Source organism: Antarctobacter heliothermus (assembly GCF_002237555.1).
In the GTDB taxonomy this organism is placed as follows: domain Bacteria; phylum Pseudomonadota; class Alphaproteobacteria; order Rhodobacterales; family Rhodobacteraceae; genus Antarctobacter; species Antarctobacter heliothermus_B.
In genome coordinates this window covers 3994344-4014911 of record NZ_CP022540.1, presented here as the reverse complement: position 1 = coordinate 4014911, position 20568 = coordinate 3994344, and the positions used below count along the sequence as shown (strand labels likewise).

Genomic DNA, 20568 nt, shown 5'->3' with positions numbered 1-20568 from the left:
GCCTGATCGGATGGTAGACTGGCCAGACAACGAACTTGGGTAGTGAAGGACCTGATAACCTATGAAACATACTGGAAAAGTCGCTCTTTTGGTTGCCGTCATCGGCGGCCTTTGTGCGGCACTGATACTGTTTGGCGGACGTCTGGGGCTGTGGCTGCCGGTCACCGGCTTCGGGCTCTATCGCAGCTACTTCAACCCGCTGGCGATGATCATCGCCGCGGTCGGTTTGATCGCGTTGGTCATCCATATTGTGCGTAAGGAACGTGGTGGAATGCTGGCGGGCGGGATTGCGGCGGTTGTCGGCCTCGCTCTTCTTGCGCCGTTGGCCTCCTCCACGCTCAACCCGACGCCGCGCGCCGCACCGATCCACGACATTTCGACCAATACCGCAAGTCCGCCCTTGTTCGAGGTGCTGGATGAAACGCGCGAAGGTGCCAGCAATACGCTCGACTACGGCGGGGCGGAAGTGGCCGAGATGCAGGCCAATGCTTATCCTGATATTGCGCCCCTCGAGACAGTGTTGCCTGCGGATGCTGCATTTCAGCGCGCGCTGGAAGTTGCACAGGACATGGGGTGGGAAATTGTTGCCTCTGACGCGGAGCGTCTTCGGTTTGAGGCCACTGCCCGGACGTCTGTCTTTTACTTTGCCGATGACGTTGTTGTTGTCGTGACAGCCCAAGGCGACGGAAGCCGGGTCGACATGCGTAGCGTATCGCGAGTGGGCCGCAGCGACCAAGGTGTGAACGCAGCGCGCATCCGGGATTTCCAACAACGCTTTGGCGCATAGACCAAGAGGCAGAGCGAAAATTCTGCGGCCCGCTCACGGGCCGCGGAGATTGCGGATACGAGCTTGAAAACGGCCCATCGCTGAGACACCAAAAATGGCCAATATTCGCTGCCGTACCGGTAAGGCGGGCTGGCGCAACAGGGCCTTGCAATACAAATGGACCCTTCTGGCGATCCTAAACTGCCAGATAGGACAGGGTACGGCCTCATCGCTTTTGGTGTCCATCTGGAAAATCCCTGTCGATGAGGCGCAAGCATGACCCTCCGGATTGAAAGTGCACCCGAGCCCCATCAAGAAAGGACTACTCATGAAAAATAGAACTTCTGTTTACACTGTATCATTCGCCGCAGCGTTGAGCTTTGCCCTACCGCAAACCCTTCTGGCCGAAGCGCCGAGCATCCAGACCGTCGGGCCGATTATCCACCTTGCCGATAACCTGGGTGAAGAGGCCAGTCTCGGCTGGTGCATCGACACTGAAGGGCGCGGCGAAAGCGACCGGCTGCACACCCATTCCTGCAAGCCGACCGGAGACGACGTGCTGTTTTCCTTTGCGCCCGAGACCGGCATGATCAAATCGGCGACCTATGCCGACAAATGCATGGCCTACAATGCGCCAGACGATGCAGAGAATCCCTTTGGCCTGATCGCCTGCGACGCTGCCGATGAGACGCAACTGTTCACCTATGACGAGACCACGTTGGAGATCCGTCTGGCCGCGGCCGCGGCGCAATGCGTGACCGTCGCGCCAACCATCGACGACGCCGGCCCCTTCCAATCGCGCGATCTTCTTGTCGCGGCCTGCGACGAGTTGGAGCCGGCCTTCAAGCAGTGGGTCATTCGCGACTAATCTGAACACGCGCGCTGCCGGGATCTAAGGTGGTGGACAGGACTCCCCGTGTTTTTCCACTTCCCGACATGTCCGGTCGGGATACCTTGTAGGCCTTGGTCTTGCGGCATTCGCGGGCGAACTCGCGTGCTTCCTCGTGGGGTTCTCGGGTGACGTATCGGGCCTCCGCTTTCGGGCAGCAGATTTCTTTGGATGGACAGGCTTGGCATGTCGCCTTCAAGGCACGATATTTCTTCCGCCCTCCGGTGTCCTGCCCCCGGTTCGGATCGGAGTAGTTCCGGCGATATTGCTTGAGGGCGTGACCCTCGGGGCAGATGTATTGATCATTCGCCTCGTCCCATTCGAAGTCGGACCTGGACCAGGTGCCATCGGTCCGCTCTGATTTGTCGATGACAGGGATGAAGGGGATGATGCTGCGCTTCTCGACCAGCCATCCAAGGTTCTCGGCATTGCCGTAGGCGGTGTCCACTGCCCGGCAGTGCATCGCGCAGCGATGTCACGAGAGGGGCAGTCAGCCAATCCGGTCTGATCCCGAACCGTTTCTCGGTTCTGTCGAGCATCGTGCGCGACGCCCCAACCTCAGCCTGCCGGATTGCCCGTGTCGCCTCAACATCCATGATGACCGAGCTCTTGGTGTCGATCAGGTAGTTGGTCGCATAGGCAAAATACGGGCGGCTTTCCTAGGCGCGGGTCCATTGCGCAGCCGGATCGGACCTGGTCACGACTTCGGCTGGACCGGTGATGCGGCTCCGAAGGCGGCATCGTCGAGTGTTTCCAGATATTCGCGTGCCGCCCGGTTTCCGGCCTCGCGCGCGACCTCCGGGCTCCAGTCTTCGGCCGCAATAGACCGGACCTTATTGGCGTCAGCCGGGATCAGGCTTGCGTCGACGGCCAATCCTTCACCCGCGACCAGATCCTCTCTCAGGCAGCGTTCGACAGTTGCCTCGAATACCTTCCGGAGCAGATCACTGTCACGGAACTTGCCATGACGATACCGGGAAAAGGTCGAATGATCCGGCACCTTCCCTTCCAGACCCAAACGGCAAAACCAGCGGTATGCAAGGTTCAGATGGACCTCATCGCAAAGGCGCCGCTCTGAACGGATTCCCATGACATAACCGATGACCAGCATCCGGATGATCAGCTCAGGATCGATCGAGGGACGCCCCATGTGGCTGTAGAACGGGCGCACGACTTCCCGCATGCCATCCACGTCGAGGAACCGGTCGATCTCGCGAAGCATATGACCGGAAGGAACATGACGCTCCAGATCGAAGACATAGAACAACTGTGCCGGTGCCGTTTGGATGCCCATCATGACGAAATCCTCCAATCCCCTCATAATCCAGTGAATCAAAGGACTTGCCGCACTGCAACAAAGACTTTTTCAACAGCATCGGCGGGAGGCAGTCATTCACTGCGGGCGCGAAGTTTAGATTCACCGTATGAGAAAGCGGACGTCCGGCAGCACGTGACACTTTAAACGGCAGCGAACGGCAACAAAGAGCTCAATCTGTGACCGCCACCGCAGGATCGCCACAAGTGCGCTACGGCCCGCATCGAAAATCCGTTCGGAAAACGGTCGCTCGCTGTGGATGCGAAGTAATCGAACGAAATAGTTGGAAGCTGACAAGCAGTTGGGCAGAGTTCATCCCAATGGAGGGCGCGTAGCCGAGATACTCGTTGGCGTCGTTTTTACATCATGCTTCCCCGGTCGGAGATGATTCAGCGGATGTCGCTGTCCCGCAACATGACAATCACTTTAGCACTGCGCAGTTCGAGACAGCTGCGCGACCCAAGCCCTGCAAACTGAACAGTCAGGCCCGCGCTCGAACGTTCTGAAAGCTGACCGTCGCAAAAAGCGGGTGTTGCTTGGCTGTCCATTGCGGCACATTTGTCAGTTCACAACCACGTTCGGCGGTTCGGGCATTCGACACCAATGTTGTCTGGGTGCGAGCGGGCCAAGGGGTGCGGTCTCCACTCCAGTGTTGGGCACCTGCCAATGTTTACCAATAGTTCCTCCAAGACCCAGAAGTTACAATAAAATTGCTCGTGCATCACGGTTCGATTGCGACATGGCAGTAGTTTGGATTCATCCCGGGCTGTTCCGGGACATCGATAATTTTGGAGGATGCAAGATGTTAAAGACTGCTGCAATTTTCACATTAGTAACCTGGATGGCCATTCCGGCAAGCGCAAACCCGACCATCGAGTTCATGGAGAAAGAGCTTAAGGTCGAGCCGGGTGTCTATACGCTGGGCGAACTCGTTCAAATCCAGCATGCTGGGGACGACGCCGCGGTTCGCATCGAACTGATTGATCGCCAGAAAGCAGATTTCTGGCGGAAAATACAGACAGAGGCGCGTCGCTTGGGCACGCTCGACACCGTAACCAAGTCGAGTCAGTGACCGTTCGAAATGGCATGATCACGGAAGGGGGCCGCACGGCCCCCTTCGACATGGGCCTTATGAGGCCGGATTGCGTTCAGCGCGGCGCCTTGCGCCAGAGGCGATGATGTTCCTGTGAAAGGACCCGGCCTCTGCCGGTCTTGTCGGCCATCGTCATGCCGAAATATGGATGTGTTCTTGCAATGTCGAGTTCCCCGGCAGCCCCTTCCCGGTCGTGCCAGTCGCTGTTTCCCAAGTGAGCGCAATTTCCCGCCTGCGTCCAATCCAGCATTGCGTTTGCGGCTGCCCTTGTCGCCATGGCGGCCGCCATGCTGGTTCCGCGAAAGGCAACCGAAGAACCGTCTCGCGCGCCGGCGGCCAGTACCCCGTACAGCGCCGGGCTGTCATCCGTCGGATAAGCCGCCTGTATTTCGTGGACACACGGACAGCGCGGCGGAAACGATGTGGCCGAATACGCCGCAGGCCTTCCATCGCTGCGCCGAAAACCTGCAAGCGCGCTAATCGACGTGGTCGTCGCCAGAGCGTTGTGCGAGCCTTTCCGGGTCACAAAGGCGTCAGGCTCTTCCTGATCCACTGGCATTTCGGAAGACCCAAGTTGGTAGGAATATGTATCGCGAATGCGTCCATTGGGAAGGTAAGGCTTGTAGCATGAGTGATCCAGGTAGGATCGCAATCCGGCATTGCTCTGGACCTTTGCCGATTGATCGGACTGGACATACACGGTCAGCTCTGACGGGCGCGGCGAGCGGACCTCGATCGTCCAGATGCCCGCAGGTGCCGCCACGACCTGTGCGCCGCGCTCTGCATCGCGTTCGATGATCAGCGTCGGTGATATCGCAAGCATGAAATGGACATGGGTGGCATCATCTTCAGTTGGATGAAGAAGGCAGTAGAGCCGCGCAAATCCCCCGGGCAGGTCGGCATAGGCACCATGCCGGGGCGCGGAGATTTCGGAATGGTCGCCCGTAGGTGTCGTGATCTTGAACGCGTATTGGTCCAAATCGTCCTTTAGAGAGTTTGTCGTTGCGGTGAACCAGAACTCCAGATGGTTTGACGTTCGGTCAGAGGGCAGGATGCGCCAGGGGATCGGATCGGACCAACAGTCTGGCTCGGTTTGGACGCGCGCAACCGACTTTGCAAGGTTCTCATTCCCGGCCGGCATGCAGATGCTGGTCGGCAGACCAGCTTCCTTCCGCTTGGTCACAAAGAGGTCCATCAGCTTCTCAAGCATCCGCGATCCGTCCTTGGGACCCCCCATCATTCCATAGGCGAAGTTCAGCGCCACCGGGTAGCCGCCCGAACGTTCGGGATTGTTCTTTCTCCAAAGCGCCTCGGCGAGGTGAAATACGCGCACGACGGCGTAACCTGCGAAGAATTCAAGGAAATTGCCAGCATATCCGTGCAGATACTGTGTGGGCAGGTTGACCACGATCATGCGTAGCCTTTCGGCATCCGCAAAGCTGGCTGGATCGCCTCCGGCGGCAATGTCCATGATGTGGGTGCCATGGGCGGCGCGATGATCCAGATCGCGGTGTCCCCGGATGCGTTGCGGTTCGACCAGCCGCAAGGCGCGATTGAATGCGTCTTCGTCCAGCCTGTCGTAAAGGTTGCGATTGAGGGAGTGGTCACGCAGCTTTCCATTGATATCACCGGCGAACCATTCGTCGCCGAACGGCAGGTAGACCGCCGACTGGTGATGGAATTCAGCGGTCTGCTGCCACGCGGATATGACGCGGGTTTCGCCATTGCCCAGACGAAAGGCCCGATGCCCGAGTGCCACTCCGGTATCGATCACGCCGACGATGACGGCATCGTTTGGCACGTCGTCCGGCAGGCGGTCCATCACCTCTGGTGTGATCCAGTCGGGAAGTTTGTCAGGATCATTGGGCCAGTGGGGGTTCTTGCTGTCCTTGGGCAGTGGCACCAGAGAACCTCGGCCGAATTTCTCAAGTATCTGTTTCATTTCTTTTGAGAACCTGAAGGTTTCGCGATCCGGCGAGCGCAGCCTCTCGATCCGGTCGACCAGCCTGCCGGGGTCGAAGAAGATTCCCTCCCCCGCTTCGTCGAAATCCCTGAAATTCGCCGGAAGCTGTCCGTCCACGATACCCCACCAGTTGACATAGGGCGTCTCCCGCGTGGCATTCCAACCATTATCCTTCTTGAATTCAGACATGCTTGCATCCTTTGCTTTCGACCCGGCCATCCCCAAACGAAGTGTTGGCGATCACCATTCCTGTCGGGCCTTGTCCCAGAACCAAGCCACCAGTTCGTCAGATTGGGTGCCGCCGTCGACCGGGCTTCCCAGATGGGTTAAGAAGCTCGACAGCAGGAAGTCTTCCGTCTTCTCCTCGTCGACCGGCGTAGTCGGCTTGCCCAGTTCCCCGAGTTGGATGTTCGTCCCCGTCGCTATTGAGTGGATCAGCTCGCCCAAATGCAGGCCAAGGAACGCTCCGGCAAGCGAATCCACCGGGAAATGCACTCCGGCCACCGTGCGGTTCGTGGAAATCCGATGCGCGAGGAGAAAGGGTCGCGCGTTGTCACGGATGCCGTCGACTGCACTGCCTGTGTCGGACAGACGATGTAGCACTGTCGCAATGGCAAAGGCCTCCAGCGCGTGACCGGAGGGGAAAGACGAATGATCCGGCGTCTGGATCATCGGCTGTACCTCCATGGCGTAATCGATGGGGCGTTTCTGGCGCCCGATAAACTTGGCGAGCGTTTCCACATGAACCGCCACTGACCGCACGGCTTCCAGCAACAAAAGCGTATACTTCCGGCGACCATTGTCCAGAAAGCCCAAGGCCCCGAAGAAGGAAATGATGTCCCCGGTCTGGTGGTAGATCTCGGCAAGTCTGTCGCTGCGCAGGTCGCTATAGTTCCGCAGCCAATGCAGGTCTTTCTCGAAGTAATCGGGATCCGGCTTGGTGACCGTCGCGACGGTCAGGATGTCCGCTTGTCCGGATGCCGAATCTTTCGGTTTTCTGACGGTCATTTTTATGACGGGAGATACAATGGATTCGCAATTGCCGTCGAAATCATCCTCTGCAGCCGCTTCTTCGTCGTCGCCGTTACCATCGTCGGCAATCGTCTCCGCGATGCTCCATTCGACACCAATCAGGTTGCGGACATGGCAGTCGAGGATCAGGGCCTGCGTCGGCATCCGAACCTCTTTGAGATAGGCCATTAGGCTTGCGGAATGCTCCGTGGGTGTCAGCGTGGACTCTCCGTCCCAATACGACACGGTCGCGTCTTGCGACAGGATCAGCGCGCTGCTGAGTAGCGGTGAGGGCGGGCTGCCGGCGTGACTTTTGAGAAACGTTTCGGCCCCATAGAGTCCAACATCGGACCCCGTTCCTCCGGCACCGCCCCCGGCTCCTCCACCTGCGCCACCTCCGGCCCCTCCGCCAGCACCGCCTCCGGCTCCGCCGCCTGCACCACCATAGGACGTCATAGCTTTCTCCTAACAAAGCATTTGCGTTAGCTAAGTGCCGTCACGAAAGATCTGACAACAAGCTTGCGTCGAAACGACTCATAAATTACGATTAAGTTACCATAATTTGTGGAAAATAGGCAGATGGGGGCCAATGCCACCCGCGGGTAAGGACATTTCACTGGCGACTTAATCGACCCAAGAGGCATCTCTGTGACACCTGAATTGAATATTAGGATTCACGGATCGTTCCGCATCTTGACGGAAAGCGGAGAAGATTTGACACCGCCTCTTTCCAAGGCACAGGGGCTTCTATTACTTCTTCTATCAGGCCCCGATGGATCACGCGGACGTTCATGGCTTCAGGATCGTCTCTGGAGTGACCGTTCCGCTCGACAGGGATCGGCCAGCCTGCGGCAAACTCTTTCGGTCATCCGCAAAAGTCTCGGACAACACAAGGACATCCTGAAGTCCAATCACAGGAATGTCTCGCTCGATACCAGCAGGATCATTCTCGAGGAAGATACGTCCCTAGAATTTGCTGAAGGCCTCGATATTCGTGATCCCGAGTTCGACCTATGGCTGGCCGAACAGCGTGTTCGGCGCAATCGGACCCCCCGTGCACCGGTGTCCGAAGTATTCATTGATAACGGCGCGAGACAGGCGCCCCTCGGTCGCGATGGGGTCATTTTGACGTGTCGCGGAGATGGGACGGACATGGCGGACTGGACCGCCCAGGTCCTCTCGGACCGCTTGTTTCAGAGCCTGTCCGAATGCGCCCACATCGATGTGTTCCGCCATAGCCCGGGACAAACGCCCTCAGTCGAAGTTGGACAGATCGCCCTCGAACTCGACTGCCTGCATATCAGTCCCGATAGTATCGGTATTCGCTTGGCAGCAATCGACGGACTGTCGCGCCGACAGATTTGGTCCGGGCGCTGCCGCGCCAGCGTGCATGGCGGACCTCCGGTGGACGAGCTTGAAGTCCTGCGCTTGGTCAGCAGGGCTGTCGATGCCGTCGCGATAGACCGAACCCGCCCCGAAAGCAGTACGGACAGAGCCGATGCTCTGATGCGTCTTGCAATCGACAAAATATTCTCCATGGATGCCGTCGAAATCGCCGATGCGGACGCCCTTCTTGCCTCCGCCTATGAGATGCGTCCATCGCCTTTGTATTTGGCATGGCGGCTTCAGATCCGCACGATCCAGCGGCTGGAACGCCATGTCTCGGATGAAAAAAGACTACGCGACGAAGGAAAAGCCTTTGCCGCATATGCGGTGGAAACGGGCGGTGAAAACTCGATGATCCTTGCTCTCTTGGGGAATGCCAGCCTGTTTCTGTTTAATGATCCCGCGGCCAGCCTACATTTCGCGCAAAGCAGTCTTGAGCGCAATTCAGCGAATGCAATGGCCGTCTGGGCGGCCAGTTCAGCGCGCCTTTATAACGGTGATGCCGTCGGCGCCTATCGCGATGCCACGCGTGGCCGTCGGATTGTCATGCACTCAAAACGCCAGTTTTTCTGGGATCTTCAACTGGCCGCGACAGCCATGGTTCTCGGAAGAAAAGAAGAGGCGCAATCGCTCCTCGAGACGGTGACACTCGTGCGGCCAAGTTTCCGCCCGCCACTGCGATACCTCCTGGCCCTCAACGCCACGGAGGGCAGAGAAGACTCTGCTGTTCATTTCTCCGACCGCCTGAAACGTCTCGAACCTGATTTTTCGCCCCTACGCATGTTCGAGGACAAGACCTATCCCGCCTCGCTTGTGCATCGCACCAACCTAATCGAGTGCAGTCGCGTGACTGCCATCGTTTGACCTTGCGAAGACGTGTGCGCCAACGATCTGATGGCCCCTACAAGGAAGCTGACGGTGGGCAATCAAGCAGAAATTGTGCCTACCGACGTGCACCCAATTTATTTGAGCCCGGGCAACAAGCCCATGTGCCTCGTGGCGACGACGATGAACGAGTGATACATGGGCGGGGTGATGGCCGCAGACCATTTGCGTAAGCGTGACGGCCATCTTGTCCGTTTGGAAGTCGCTAGTGTGTTGAACGACTCTTGGGCATCCCGCGATGCGGTGGTGTTTCAGGTCAGAGCGCAGGCGTGTGTAATAGACGCATTTGCACCCCGCAGCGAAGAGCCAGACGACGCGATCATTCCTATTGTCGAATGCGCTATTCGTCAGGAGATTATGCAGATTTCCACCTCAAGTCGTCCGATCCAGAAATGTTCATTTTTCGGTTTTTCCGCTGTCCAAAGCGAACGGCAAGTCACCGCCGTCCCGCCGAGCCCTTAGAGGTGGTCGCAGGATTTCGGACCAGTTGTTAAGATGGATCGCTTGACGAGAGACACGATCCAAGATGACGAAGAGAAAGAACTATTCGCCCGAGTTCGAGGCCAAAGTTGCGCTTGAGGCGATCCACGAGGAGATGATGCTGGCGGAGCTCTCGAAGAAATACGGCGTACACGCGACCCAGATCAGCACGTGAAAACGAGCGGCGATTCAAAACATGGTGTCTGCGTTTAAACGGCGAGGGGCCGATCCGGCTCCTGCTAATACGGTCGAGATCGAGAAGTTGTACTCCAAGATCGGGCAGCTTGTTGTCGAGCGGAATTTTTGGTCCCGTCTCATGCATGCTAGCATGCATTGCCGGGCAATGGATGCCTCGGTTCAACTGCTCGGGACGCGGGGCAAAAAATGGTGAGCACGGATCACAATCTGAGCGTTCGACATCTGTGTGCGTTGCTGACGTTGACGCGGTCTAACCTGTATTATCAGCCGAAGGGCGAGAGCACCGAGAACTTGCAGTTCATGGCAATTTTTGATCGACAGTTCCTGGAAACGCCGTGGTACGGATCCCGGAAACCTTTCGGGACATTTGCTGCGGAAATACCCTGTCGGTCAGTGAATGGCCCGGTATATGCAGTGCCAAGGTCACAAGTGCGGGCGGCCTCGGGTGCGGCGGTTGATGCGCCTCATGCGGCTGGTGCCGATCTACCAGGAACCCAACACCAGTAAGAAACACCCTCAGGACGAGATCTGGCCGTATCTGCTGAGGGGAATGGTGATCGACCGGCCAAACCAAGTCTGGTGTGCCGACATTACCTACATTCCGATGCGCCGAGGCTTCCTGAATTTGGTGGCGATCATGGGCTGGTACAGCCGTAAGGTGCTGGCGTGGCGGCTGTCAAACACGCTGGAGGCAGACTTTTTTGTGGATGCCTTAGAGGAAGCGTTAGCCAAACACCGCAAGCCGGAAATCTTCTATACCGACCAGGGCAGCCAGTTCACCAGCGCAGACTGGATCGAGGTCCTGAGCGACGCAAAGATCAAGATCAGCATGGACGGCAAAGGACGCTGGATCGACAACAGGATGATCGAGCGCCTGTGGCGGACTCTGAAGTACGAATGCGTTTATCTGCACGCTTTTGAAACGGGAACAGAGGCGAAGGCCGGTATCCGAAAATGGCTGGCGTACTACAGCGCTGAGCGGCCGCACTCGACCCACGGCATCTTGACCCCTGACGAGGTCCATGCCAGCAAAACCGAACCAATGAGAATGGCAGCCTGATGTGAAACCCTGATCCATCTTAGCAGGGCTGCAAACTGGCCAAAAAAGCAGGACCACCTCTCTTCACTGCCGCGGCGGCGACTGAACAACCATTGCCAATCCCGAAAAGGTCCAAACCGCAGCAATTGGCCGCTCCAAAATGCCGCGCATCGTATGAATGGCCGTTTCGCTGAAGCTGCGCCGCAGCAAAATCCGATGGATTTGACCCATTCGCGAACCAAGCGAGCGTATTGACGGGTCGAAATGTGCAGACGTTCATGAAAACGCCCCGGCCATAGGTGTTCGGAACCGACCATCAAAGGCTCCTCCATCCATCTCAAGATTGATTTGCGTGTGCCCTCGGTGATTTCGAACCTCACCGGTCGCTTGGTTTTACTTTGGATGATTGAGGCCCGTTCCTTTACCTGACCTGAGGCGTAGATGTCCGCGACCTTCAACTTCACCAAGTCGCAACCGCGAAGCTTGCTGTCGATTGCGAGGTTGAATAGCGCCAGATCACGATGGTTCTCAGCTATTTCGAGACGCACACGGATAGCCCACACGTGTTTTGGCATCAAAGGGCGCTTCTGCCCTATGACTCGCCCCTTGTTCCAGGCAGGGCGACAAGCGCGAATGGCTGGTAAGTTTGCTATGGTCATGATGGTTCCTTCCATCCGCCACGATCCACCACAGCGCCAACCAGACGTTGGCAACTCAGCTTAGCATGGAAATGTGCGCTTCCGGAGAAGGTCGGGTGAGAGCCCATTTTACCGATGCTGCGGATTGCACCAACGTCTGCTACGGTCTCAGAGTTTCATTAAATGCAGCCGCTAGAAGGGTCTTACAGTTATCTTCCTGCGATAACTCGCCTCCACGTTAGCCCTCTGAGTTGCCGTGCCAAAGTAAGTGGTGCGGAGTGTATTCGTAAAAATGCGCCTTCACGATTACTGGCTGGCGCTTAATCGCACGCGCCTTCGAATGACGAAAACCGTCGCCACCGCAATTACGCAGAGTGTCCCCACGGCGAACCAAAGCGCGGTAAGATCGCCGCTACGGGTCTGCGGCAATACTGGAAACAGCCCGGCAGAGGCATTGAACGAGGCATGAAACAGATGTGCCGGGACGAGCGATCCGCCGCTGGCGAGATGCAGGTGCGTATAGATGACACTGGACGCGACGATTTGTATGGCAAACAGAAATGGCGGGATGGCACTATGAAAATCTCCAGGCAGCAGAAAGAGCGGTGCATGCCATATCGCCCATACCAGCCCAAGGCCGAGGCTAGCCTTAATAGGACCATGCCGAGCAATGAGCGGCGGAAGCGCTAGGCCACGCCACCCTAGTTCCTCGCCCACGACGCTAAACACCATAATGTAGGCGAAGACGACCACCGGGAGCCAGATCAGCATCGGTTCAGGCCATACCGCCCCATTTCCCGTTATCGCACGCACCGTTAGAAGCGCGAGGAGGATGCCCGCTACGGGCAGTGCGCTGGCGTATAACAAGACGTTGATCGGTATGCGCCAACGAACGAGGCGGCTTAGCAACTCGCGACGTTCTTGCAGATGAGGCCATACTAGAATTAGGGCAGCCGAGCTTGGCCCGAAAGTGCCTGCAATCTTTAGAGGAGCCTCAAGGCTCGGCATGGTCGCTGCCAATAGCCAAGATGTCCACGAAATCCCGAAGGCCAGAGCAAGAAAGCGCCCGACCTGATTTTGCCGATCGAAGATATCCATTCTCAAACCATCTCATAGTGGATATCAATACGGATTTGATTTGGGTCAACAAAAACGCCTGCCAAGTCATATATTCTAACATCGGATTCGGTCGATTGCTATGCAGCTTGCACTTCTTGATCGGCTTGAGACGGCACCAAACCGATAAGGGGTGACGTGCCTGAGGAGTGAAGCTGAGATTGGACGGAAAATGCGTATGATCGTTATCGCAATACTGGTGATCGTCGGATTCTGTTTGACCGGCCTTTTGGCGTGGCGGCAGTTGGATCATCGTGCCGACCGCGCGGAAATGGATCGCCTGATCGGATTCCAGCCTACCAATCCGGGTAGGTTCGCGCCAAAGATGGTCGCAGATCTGCCCGCCCCTGCACGTCGCTTTTTCGCATTCGCCATCGCTGAGGACACACCGCTTTATACAGTGGCCCGGTTGGAGATGGAGGGGCAGTTTAGCATGGGTGACAAGACAAAGCCGAGTTACATGCCCATGCGCGCGACGCAACTGCTCGCTGCTCCTCATGGGTTCGTTTGGGCGATGTCTGGCGGCGAGGGCGCGATGCGCATGGCAGGCTCCGATAGCAGATCGTGGACCCGGTTCTGGCTTGCCGGTCTTGCCCCAGTGGCGCGGTTCGGTGGCACCCCGGACCACACCCGCTCTGCTTTCGGGCGATATGTGGCCGAGGCTGTTTTCTGGACACCTGCAGCGGTTCTGCCAAGCCCCAACGTCACTTGGGAGCCTGTTTCTGAAAACGTTGCGCGTATGACGATGCGCCACGGCGATCTTGAACAGGCGGTTGATATCACTGTGGGCGAGGACGGCCAGCCGCTCCATGTGATGTTCATGCGTTGGAGCGACGCCAACCCCCAAAAGACCCATCAGTTGCAGCCCTTTGGCGGCTTTCTCTCTGAGTTTCGGGAGTTCGAAGGTTTCATGCTTCCAACACATATTGAGGCCGGAAACTTCTTTGACACCAATGAGTATTTCCCATTTTTCGTTGTCGATGTTTCCGACATCAACTTTCCGCATTGAACCCCAAAGTCGTGCGATTACCCTTCGTGGGCGGGTGTCATTGCACTGCGCCTATCGCCAAATCTGCAAGAGTTACTTCCAACGCAGTCGCATCTGGAAAGTTGTAGTCCGTGTGAAAACCATCCAACAGAGCCTACATCTGACGCTCCATCGTCTCGGCTCGTGCCGGACCCGTGAATGTCGTAAATGCTGTAAGCACAGCGCCGACCAGATACTGTTTCATAGCTGGGCCTCTTGGGGGATCACTTCTGTAACCGCACCCTCGCGCGAGAACATTGTGTAGCGCTTCCACCAGACAACGACTGCGGCGACGAAAACAAGAAGCCAGGTATCCCAGGGCTGTGCATCGGGCCAGAAAGGGTTGATCAGTTGCCAGTGGAACAGCACAGGTAATGCTAGGCTGCCGTGCGATGCGTTGAAGATTGGGGTCACAAGGATCGCTAGAGTGATATTCCCGATGAAGAAGGGCAGGAAGCTCCATTCTGCGAAGACAACGCCGGAAAGAAAGAAAGCGGGCAGGTGCCAGATACCCCAGACCGTGCCAATCAAGGCACCGGCCCAGATCGGTGCCATGTACCGCTGGAGAAGTGGCTGTGCAAGGCCACGCCAGCCGAATTCTTCAATAGGCCCCAGCAAAAGCATCATGAACATCAGGCCGAAGACTGGGACCATGCCTTCAGGTGGAAGCGGTGCGAGGAGCTGCCCACCTTTGATGAGCGAGCCTGCCATAAAAACCAAGGGTATCAAGATCAGGATGAATAGCCACCACGAAGCGGGGCAGCGCCAAAGTAAGAGCCGCGACAGGAATCCTTTTAGCCCGGCCGAGCCACCATACAACATTACCACGGTGAATGCCGCGATGGCAGGGGCCCACGTCGCGAGGAAAAAAAGCGGATGCGATCCGCTGATTGCGCCGAAAGCCTTGATCATAGCGTCGGGCGAGAAGATGTAGCCGCCGATGACGCCCCAAGTGATCAAAAAGGTGGTCCCTAAGAAGAAAAAGAGCGCAGTGAATGGCAGTTTTTGAGTAGGAATTTCGATAGAGATCGGCATTGGAATCGCCCCCGGTTTGAACGAATCGGAATTCGTCCGCTTTACCATTCTTTGCGTGAGCGTTTCTTGCGTTAGATCAATGCATTTTGGGCATCTTCTGCACTAACTATTTACGATCCGCTACCAATGCGACGCGCCGAATCCGATCGAGAGCACGTTCGCCACCGTCAGACACAGGACGAAACGCACCAAGGGCTGCCTCAGCCGCAAGACTGGGCTCGCCATGGCTTTCCGGCTGATGATGTCTGCTCAGACGAAATGGCGAAAACTCGACGGGCGGAATCGCCTCCCGGAGGTCATCAGCGGGGTTGAGTTCCGCGACGGCGTCCGCCAACTTCAAAACGCCGCCTGATCACGCGTCACCAACTTCTGCGCATATCTCGGTTTCGGCTTTTGGCAGACACTCTGCCTCAGACCCTTAGACATCATTGGCACAGAAGGAGGCTAACATGCTTTTTGGCTATGCACGTACATCGACACTGGAACAGAAAGCCGGGCTAGAGGCTCAGACCAAGGAACTTGAGGGAACCGGATGCGAAAGGATCTGGGCGGAACAGACAAGTTCAGTTTCGAAGAGAGACAAGCTTGCTGAGGCAATCGAGTTCTGCCGGGAAGGCGACATCTTTGTGGTGACGAAACTTGACCGCTTGGCCCGTTCGGTAAGGCACCTTGGAGAGTTGATTGAGGAACTAGAAGCCAAGGGGGTTGGCCTTCGTGTCTTGAGCTTGGGTTTGGACACAACCACGGCCACCGGCAAGCTCATGCTGAATGTGCTTGGCTCTGTCGCTCAGTTCGAACGAGAGATGATGCTGGAAAGGCAGCGTGAGGGCATTCAGAAGGCCCGGAGAGAGGGCAAGTACAAGGGACGAGCACCAACTGCCCAGCGCCAAGGAAGAGGCACAGGAGCTTCTCAGGAGCGGTATGAGCAAGCGTGACATTGCCGCAACTTTGGGGATCTCGGAACGGTCAGTTCACCGGATTACCTGAAGCCCGGTTATTGTGCTGGAGGCTGTCTAGGTCTCTAGCGCCACCTTTACGGCCAGAAGGTATGGAAAAAAGGTGTGGTAAAGTGGTGTGGTAAAGTTTTTCTCCGCCGCTAAATATTGTTTAAAAACAGTATTTTGCGTGTGTTTGTAGAAGGTGGCGGAGCCTCAGTCTTTCGCACTTTCACGGCAAGTCATTGGTAATAAGTATATTTATGAAGCTTTCAAAAAATCATACCACACAAAATACCACACAAGGTTCAGAATTTGTGGCTTATGGGGGGTGCTCACAAGTTCCAGACCTCTTGGAGCGGGACCGGCAAGGGGATGCCAATTTCACACATCCACAAAACCGGAACTCACCGGAAACTTAGCACACGCGCCATTGCCCTGACAGCTTGCATTTCCTTGGTCCGCAGACCGTGCCGGAAGTTGGGATGCGCTGGACCGGACGGCGCGCCACCACCAGCGCCGTGCAAGCGGCAAACGTTCCATCCTTGCTTAGAAGGGCATTGGCACCGCCGCCCTGTACTCTTAGCCGTTGCACTGCATCGCGGCGCAGATCTAAGGCGCAGAACAGGGTTCATAGGGTTATCGTCGTTTTCTGACATCACCCGTCCCCGCCGTGTCGGACATCGCCCACGATGGCTTGCCCGCCCTCATGGACTGTCACGCGTTCGACCCGAACAACCTGCTGCGCCTTCGCTCGGTATTTCTTGAGCGCATCCATCTGGGCCAGATAGGTGCGACTGAGGCGCGTCATCGACCGTTCATAGCTTTCCCGAACCGTGAACATGCTGGCATGGGACATCTTCTCTGACACCACTGCCATCGCCACATGCGTTGCCGTCATCTGCGCCACCAGCATTGCCTCGATTCCGTCGCGCGGCTCTATCTCCGCAAACATCGCGGCCACCAGTTGCGCCTTGCTCTTGGCCGATGCGCCCAGCGCCTCCAGCGCGCTGTAGAACACGCCCTGAGCCGCGTCTGGCGTCTTCATGCCCAAAAGGGCTGCAATCTCCCCCGGCGCGCCCACATGGGCGTTTAGCGCGCCTTTGTCGTCGAATTGCATAGAAGGATATGCGCGCGTCCCGGTCGCGGCCTCCAAATCCGTTTTCGATGTCTTCATGGTCCTGGCCTCCTATGGCCGGTGTGGCGGCACGCTAGCGCCGCTTGTTGACGATGGGGGGTGACAAAACTTCCCGCGTGTTGCTGGGGAAACCCGTCGCGCCCCTGCGTGCGAAATTTCTCCGCCGGGAAAGGGGGGTGCCTATTGTTCGGCCCCCATGCCCCGATCCTTGCTGGGAGTGGTAACTATTAGTGTTCCGATCCAGAACCGTGCGACCCCTCCAAATCCGCCCTGACGGGTTCCAATTTGGAACCATCGGCCTTGCTTGGGTTCTGGAATGGAACCACAGACCCCCCTGACCGTTCCAAATCAGAACCGCGCCCAGAATTTTCCGGCCTCCAATTGCGCCAATCTTGCGATGGCGGCTCATTGCCTTTGACCTTCTGCACGGGCTTGGTTGTCAGCCGCCATTCATGGGCTTGCCGGTGATACCAGTTGCCCTTGCACTCCAGCACAACGAACCCCTTGGCCTGTAGGTCGTCAAAGGCTCGCTGCACTGTCGCCTTGCCCATGCCCAGCGACTGCGCCGCCTCCGCATAGGACAGGCGCACTTCGCCATTGTTGCTGCCGTTGAACCGCGTGTGCAGTTCAAGGAACACCTTCACCGCCGCGCCCGACAGGTGCCGCCACGCATCGCTTTTCAGCATCGGGTAGGGGAGGGGGGCGTATTGCCCCTCTCCCCTTTTCTTGCTGCCGCGTCTAGCCATCGACGCCACCCGCCACGCTGTTGCCAGTGTCGGGATCGTCCTTGCGCAGCGCCACCAGTTCCTCCTCCAGACGCCGTGCCGATGGTGGAAAGTCTAGTTTTGTCAGGTCGCAGGACTTGGACAGATGATAATGCCCGATGCGTTCCGGCCCTCTATATTCGGTCACGATGGGCCAGTCATATTCGCTGCGCAGGGTGTTCACGATGGCGCTGAGACGCCAGCCGCGAACGCCCCGGATTACGTCCATGTGGTTTAGGGTCTGGCCCTGCGCCAGCGCACGACAGGCAAAGTAAATCTGGGTCGGGTTGCTGAACCAATGGTCATTCATAGCAGTCTCTCCCCAAACTGGCGCGACAGGCGCTCATAAGAGTTGCTGCCCCGATCCCAATAGAAACGGGCGTCGGAATTGCTTGCGTGGAAGGTGCCGCGTGTGTCATCAACTGGACTTGTGAAGGTGGCAGTTGATGTCACACGGAAGGCCCCGGCCCCGCGTGCGGAGTTGGGGTTTTCCATTATGCGGCCTCCCCATTCGGGTCGGTGCGCTGGGCGCTGAGATAGGCGTTCAGGTCGGTGCCGTGATAGGCGATGCGCCGCCCGATGCGAATGAAAGCTGGACCGCGACTGCGGTGCCGCCATTGCGCCAGTTTCTCGACGCTCCCGAAGATGCGCATTTCCGGGTCTTCTGAGAAGAAGATGCGGTCTTGGTCGAATATTGCCATCGGCTTTCCTCTAATTGGTTGCGATGGCTTAGCCTTGCTCAAGGCCGCATAGGAAAAAACTCCGTCAAGATTAATTGGCGTATCGTTTCAGGGTTGGGATTTCTTGGGACGTCGCCCCGGCGTTGAGATTTCAGGGTAATGTCTGCGGACTTCGTCTAGAACACGACGCCACGCCCTCGACCCTAGGCGAACAGGAAGCTTCTCCCTTAATTCGTCCTGCGTCCCACGCCATTCGTCACCATTAAGAAATTCGAGCAAAAACTTGGTGGCGCGTGCCTCCGCCGCAACGTTACTGGGAGCTAGGCTTTGTTCGTCCGAGCCTGCATACCTCTGCGGAATCTGCTTCATTCCGCGCTCGACATCATTTTCACGGACGCAGAATGACCAACCCTCGAAGTTTTTCAGCAGTCGGTATATGCCCTCTAGGTCTGCCAACTCCACGGCATTTTTGCTTTGGAAATATCGAAACGCATCTAGATTTACGGTATATGCTTGCCTTTCATGCCACATTGAAATGATGAAATGCATCGTGTCTAGCCCTCGCTCATGTGCGAACGTCCATGGGTGTGCTGGCCCCTTGCTACAAGCCAGCTTGTACTGGTGTCTGAAATCTTGCGGCGGCAAATCAAACAACTGCTGCTGCTTCAGAATCCCTGAAGGGAAATCTTCGTAGGAAAAAGCATCGAGAACATTGAACTCAATGAAATCAAAAATCGTCCTAATTGATGCGAGTTCGAATCTCATCAACTGCCCATTTGGCGATGCCAAGAACAACTCTCTGGAAAACGCACCGAAGACACTAAATTCCGCCCAATCCATCGGCCCAACAACGAAGAACCTATCTGGCACGCAGCCGGGTTCCTCGATTTGCCCGACCCAAGATACAGCGGCTTCGCGAAAGTCCTTAAAATCCAGCGACATATTCCCAAAGATAGACGACATCGGAACGAAGCCTTCCGGACAAAACATCAAGCTATTCCCCCATTCTCTGAGTACAAATAATAATCCATGCCACCATCAACTCCCGCCGCCGCTCCAGCAAATCCGACCGCGCATAGGCCCGTTCCACATCAGACCCAACTTGATGCGCCAGCGCCGCCTCTGCGACCTCGCGCGGCGCGCCCGCTTCCTCTGCGGCCCAATCGCGGAAGGTGCTGCGGAACCCATGCACCGTGAAATCACCGCGCCCCATGCGCCGCAGTAGCATCAGCATCGACATATTGGACAAAGGCCGGTGCCGCTTCTGCCCCTCGAACACATAGACAGACGCCAGCGCCTTCATCGGCTCCAGCACACGCAGCATTTCACCGGTCAACGGCACGCGATGCTGAACGCCGCCTTTCATCCGCGCCGCCGGGATCGTCCATAGCCGCGCGTCCAGATCCACCTCATCCCATGTCATGCCCAGCACCTCAGACGTGCGGCAGGCGGTCAAGATCGTGAATTGCAGCGCCTTTGCCGCCGTCGCGCTGCGCCCCTCCAGTTCGGCATAGAAGGCCGGAACATCGCGCCACGGCATCGCGTCATGATGCACGACCTTGGCTTTGACCTTGGGCAGCACCCCGGCCTCTTTCACCGCCGTGACCGGGTTTTCACCATCGCGGAACCCGCGCGACCGGCCCACGTCCAGAACCGTCTTGATGCGCTGGGCCAGCCGCCGCGCGGTTTCGTGCTTGTCCGTCCAGATGGGGGCCAGACACATCATCACTTCGGGTTGCCCTATGGCATCGACCGGCATCCGGCCAATCTTGGGAAAGGCATAGTCGCGCAGCGTGTTCATCCACTGTTGCCCGTGCTTGGGGTTCTTCCAAGTTGGCATCCGGTCAATGTGAACCTGCCGACTCAGTTCCTCAAAGGTTGGCACTTCGCGCGACGCATTGAAACGCGGGTTCAGGCCAGACTTCGCCATGCGCCGATATTCCAGCGCCCGCTCGCGTGCTTGGTTCAGTGTGACGACATCCGCCCCGCCCAAACCGAAGTCAGTGCGCAATGGCGCGCCCTTGGCGTTCTTCTGGCCCTTCACTGTGACACGCACGACCCACCGCCGCGCCCCGGAGGGGTCGACCACCAGATACAGCCCCGCGCCATCGCCATGACGGCCCGCGCTCAGGTTCTCCACCAGCTTCTTTGTCAGCTTGCCGCCCAGCGCCGCCATTCGTACCACCATTCATACCACGCAAGGAAAGCGT

15 protein-coding genes and 5 pseudogenes are annotated in these 20568 nt (G+C 57.4%); 8 read left to right on the top strand and 12 right to left on the bottom strand.

The features are described from left to right. The first annotated feature begins 61 nt into the window (after positions 1 to 61). Together ANTHELSMS3_RS18995 and ANTHELSMS3_RS18990 are read left to right on the top strand one after the other, a co-directional pair. Positions 62 to 787, top strand: a complete 726-nt coding sequence (locus ANTHELSMS3_RS18995) for a DUF1499 domain-containing protein (RefSeq protein WP_094036253.1) — start codon at positions 62 to 64, stop codon at positions 785 to 787. A gap of 307 nt (positions 788 to 1094) precedes the next feature. Then, positions 1095 to 1634 carry a ricin-type beta-trefoil lectin domain protein gene (locus ANTHELSMS3_RS18990; protein ID WP_157733580.1) on the top strand — a complete coding sequence of 180 codons (540 nt, stop codon included), beginning with the start codon at positions 1095 to 1097 and terminating at the stop codon, positions 1632 to 1634. Between the two features lie 79 nt (positions 1635 to 1713). Here ANTHELSMS3_RS18990 and ANTHELSMS3_RS18985 read toward each other — a convergent pair. Further along, positions 1714 to 2952 (bottom strand): annotated as a pseudogene (locus ANTHELSMS3_RS18985) (transposase); the annotation flags it as partial. A gap of 820 nt (positions 2953 to 3772) precedes the next feature. On the opposite strand from ANTHELSMS3_RS18985, the gene ANTHELSMS3_RS18980 reads away from it, so the two are divergent. Continuing rightward, positions 3773 to 4042, top strand: coding sequence for a hypothetical protein (locus tag ANTHELSMS3_RS18980; RefSeq protein WP_157733579.1), 270 nt, complete (start codon positions 3773 to 3775; stop codon positions 4040 to 4042). A gap of 76 nt (positions 4043 to 4118) precedes the next feature. Here the strand turns inward: ANTHELSMS3_RS18980 and ANTHELSMS3_RS18975 are convergent, their stop codons facing one another. Together ANTHELSMS3_RS18975 and ANTHELSMS3_RS18970 are read right to left on the bottom strand one after the other, a co-directional pair. Further along, positions 4119 to 6215: a hypothetical protein gene (locus tag ANTHELSMS3_RS18975; protein WP_157733578.1), complete on the bottom strand. Its 2097-nt coding sequence runs from the start codon at positions 6213 to 6215 to the stop codon at positions 4119 to 4121. 51 nt (positions 6216 to 6266) lie between these two features. After that, positions 6267 to 7493 (bottom strand): phosphatase PAP2 family protein, encoded by a 1227-nt coding sequence (locus ANTHELSMS3_RS18970; protein WP_094036249.1) that lies wholly within the window; start codon positions 7491 to 7493, stop codon positions 6267 to 6269. A 192-nt stretch (positions 7494 to 7685) separates the two neighbouring features. Here ANTHELSMS3_RS18970 and ANTHELSMS3_RS18965 point away from each other — a divergent pair, with 192 nt between their 5' ends. Further along, on the top strand, positions 7686 to 9287 hold the full coding sequence (locus tag ANTHELSMS3_RS18965) for a hypothetical protein (RefSeq protein ID WP_157733577.1): 1602 nt from the start codon (positions 7686 to 7688) through the stop codon (positions 9285 to 9287). 547 nt (positions 9288 to 9834) lie between these two features. Further along, positions 9835 to 11046, top strand: a pseudogene (locus ANTHELSMS3_RS18955) (IS3 family transposase). Positions 11047 to 11237: 191 nt separating this feature from the next. On the opposite strand, the pseudogene ANTHELSMS3_RS26065 reads toward ANTHELSMS3_RS18955, so the two are convergent. Further along, positions 11238 to 11684: pseudogene (locus ANTHELSMS3_RS26065) on the bottom strand (integrase); the annotation flags it as partial. Between the two features lie 285 nt (positions 11685 to 11969). Then, positions 11970 to 12761, bottom strand: a complete 792-nt coding sequence (locus ANTHELSMS3_RS18945) for a CPBP family intramembrane glutamic endopeptidase (protein WP_094036246.1) — start codon at positions 12759 to 12761, stop codon at positions 11970 to 11972. A 190-nt stretch (positions 12762 to 12951) separates the two neighbouring features. On the opposite strand from ANTHELSMS3_RS18945, the gene ANTHELSMS3_RS18940 reads away from it, so the two are divergent. Next, positions 12952 to 13788, top strand: a complete 837-nt coding sequence (locus ANTHELSMS3_RS18940) for a DUF6544 family protein (RefSeq protein ID WP_094036245.1) — start codon at positions 12952 to 12954, stop codon at positions 13786 to 13788. Between the two features lie 219 nt (positions 13789 to 14007). On the opposite strand, the gene ANTHELSMS3_RS18935 is transcribed toward ANTHELSMS3_RS18940, so the two are convergent. Continuing rightward, positions 14008 to 14841, bottom strand: coding sequence for a CPBP family intramembrane glutamic endopeptidase (locus ANTHELSMS3_RS18935; protein WP_094036244.1), 834 nt, complete (start codon positions 14839 to 14841; stop codon positions 14008 to 14010). A gap of 139 nt (positions 14842 to 14980) precedes the next feature. On the opposite strand from ANTHELSMS3_RS18935, the pseudogene ANTHELSMS3_RS25640 reads away from it, so the two are divergent. Further along, positions 14981 to 15193, top strand: a pseudogene (locus ANTHELSMS3_RS25640) (IS256 family transposase); the annotation flags it as partial. Positions 15194 to 15290: 97 nt separating this feature from the next. Then, positions 15291 to 15828 (top strand): annotated as a pseudogene (locus tag ANTHELSMS3_RS18930) (recombinase family protein). Between the two features lie 606 nt (positions 15829 to 16434). Here the strand turns inward: ANTHELSMS3_RS18930 and ANTHELSMS3_RS18925 are convergent. From ANTHELSMS3_RS18925 to ANTHELSMS3_RS18900, 6 genes are all read right to left on the bottom strand, one after another. After that, positions 16435 to 16953 carry a hypothetical protein gene (locus ANTHELSMS3_RS18925; protein ID WP_157733576.1) on the bottom strand — a complete coding sequence of 173 codons (519 nt, stop codon included), beginning with the start codon at positions 16951 to 16953 and terminating at the stop codon, positions 16435 to 16437. A 188-nt stretch (positions 16954 to 17141) separates the two neighbouring features. Further along, positions 17142 to 17660, bottom strand: coding sequence for a hypothetical protein (locus ANTHELSMS3_RS18920; protein ID WP_094036242.1), 519 nt, complete (start codon positions 17658 to 17660; stop codon positions 17142 to 17144). Beyond that, positions 17653 to 17988: a hypothetical protein gene (locus tag ANTHELSMS3_RS18915; protein ID WP_198319839.1), complete on the bottom strand. Its 336-nt coding sequence runs from the start codon at positions 17986 to 17988 to the stop codon at positions 17653 to 17655. Before ANTHELSMS3_RS18915 ends, ANTHELSMS3_RS18920 begins: the two co-directional genes overlap by 8 nt. Before the next feature lie 184 nt (positions 17989 to 18172). After that, positions 18173 to 18379, bottom strand: a complete 207-nt coding sequence (locus tag ANTHELSMS3_RS18910; protein WP_094036241.1) for a hypothetical protein — start codon at positions 18377 to 18379, stop codon at positions 18173 to 18175. Positions 18380 to 18466: 87 nt separating this feature from the next. After that, a complete protein-coding gene (locus ANTHELSMS3_RS18905) occupies positions 18467 to 19348 on the bottom strand; it encodes a hypothetical protein (protein WP_094036240.1) in 882 nt (293 codons plus the stop codon). Positions 19349 to 19352: 4 nt separating this feature from the next. Further along, entirely contained in the window at positions 19353 to 20546 is a 1194-nt protein-coding gene (locus tag ANTHELSMS3_RS18900) for a tyrosine-type recombinase/integrase (RefSeq protein ID WP_254694779.1), read from the bottom strand. Positions 20547 to 20568 lie beyond the last annotated feature (22 nt).

Excerpts from the sequence above, each read along its gene's own strand:
- ANTHELSMS3_RS18995 (WP_094036253.1), top strand. The coding sequence starts at position 62 with ATGAAACATACTGGAAAAGTCGCTCTTTTGGTTGCCGTCATCGGCGGC.
- ANTHELSMS3_RS18990 (WP_157733580.1), top strand. The coding sequence starts at position 1,095 with ATGAAAAATAGAACTTCTGTTTACACTGTATCATTCGCCGCAGCGTTG.
- ANTHELSMS3_RS18980 (WP_157733579.1), top strand. The coding sequence starts at position 3,773 with ATGTTAAAGACTGCTGCAATTTTCACATTAGTAACCTGGATGGCCATT.
- ANTHELSMS3_RS18975 (WP_157733578.1), bottom strand. The coding sequence starts at position 6,215 with ATGTCTGAATTCAAGAAGGATAATGGTTGGAATGCCACGCGGGAGACG.
- ANTHELSMS3_RS18970 (WP_094036249.1), bottom strand. The coding sequence starts at position 7,493 with ATGACGTCCTATGGTGGTGCAGGCGGCGGAGCCGGAGGCGGTGCTGGC.
- ANTHELSMS3_RS18945 (WP_094036246.1), bottom strand. The coding sequence starts at position 12,761 with ATGGATATCTTCGATCGGCAAAATCAGGTCGGGCGCTTTCTTGCTCTG.
- ANTHELSMS3_RS18940 (WP_094036245.1), top strand. The coding sequence starts at position 12,952 with ATGCGTATGATCGTTATCGCAATACTGGTGATCGTCGGATTCTGTTTG.
- ANTHELSMS3_RS18935 (WP_094036244.1), bottom strand. The coding sequence starts at position 14,841 with ATGCCGATCTCTATCGAAATTCCTACTCAAAAACTGCCATTCACTGCG.
- ANTHELSMS3_RS18925 (WP_157733576.1), bottom strand. The coding sequence starts at position 16,953 with ATGAAGACATCGAAAACGGATTTGGAGGCCGCGACCGGGACGCGCGCA.
- ANTHELSMS3_RS18920 (WP_094036242.1), bottom strand. The coding sequence starts at position 17,660 with ATGGCTAGACGCGGCAGCAAGAAAAGGGGAGAGGGGCAATACGCCCCC.
- ANTHELSMS3_RS18915 (WP_198319839.1), bottom strand. The coding sequence starts at position 17,988 with ATGAATGACCATTGGTTCAGCAACCCGACCCAGATTTACTTTGCCTGT.
- ANTHELSMS3_RS18910 (WP_094036241.1), bottom strand. The coding sequence starts at position 18,379 with ATGGCAATATTCGACCAAGACCGCATCTTCTTCTCAGAAGACCCGGAA.
- ANTHELSMS3_RS18905 (WP_094036240.1), bottom strand. The coding sequence starts at position 19,348 with ATGTTTTGTCCGGAAGGCTTCGTTCCGATGTCGTCTATCTTTGGGAAT.
- ANTHELSMS3_RS18900 (WP_254694779.1), bottom strand. The coding sequence starts at position 20,546 with ATGGTGGTACGAATGGCGGCGCTGGGCGGCAAGCTGACAAAGAAGCTG.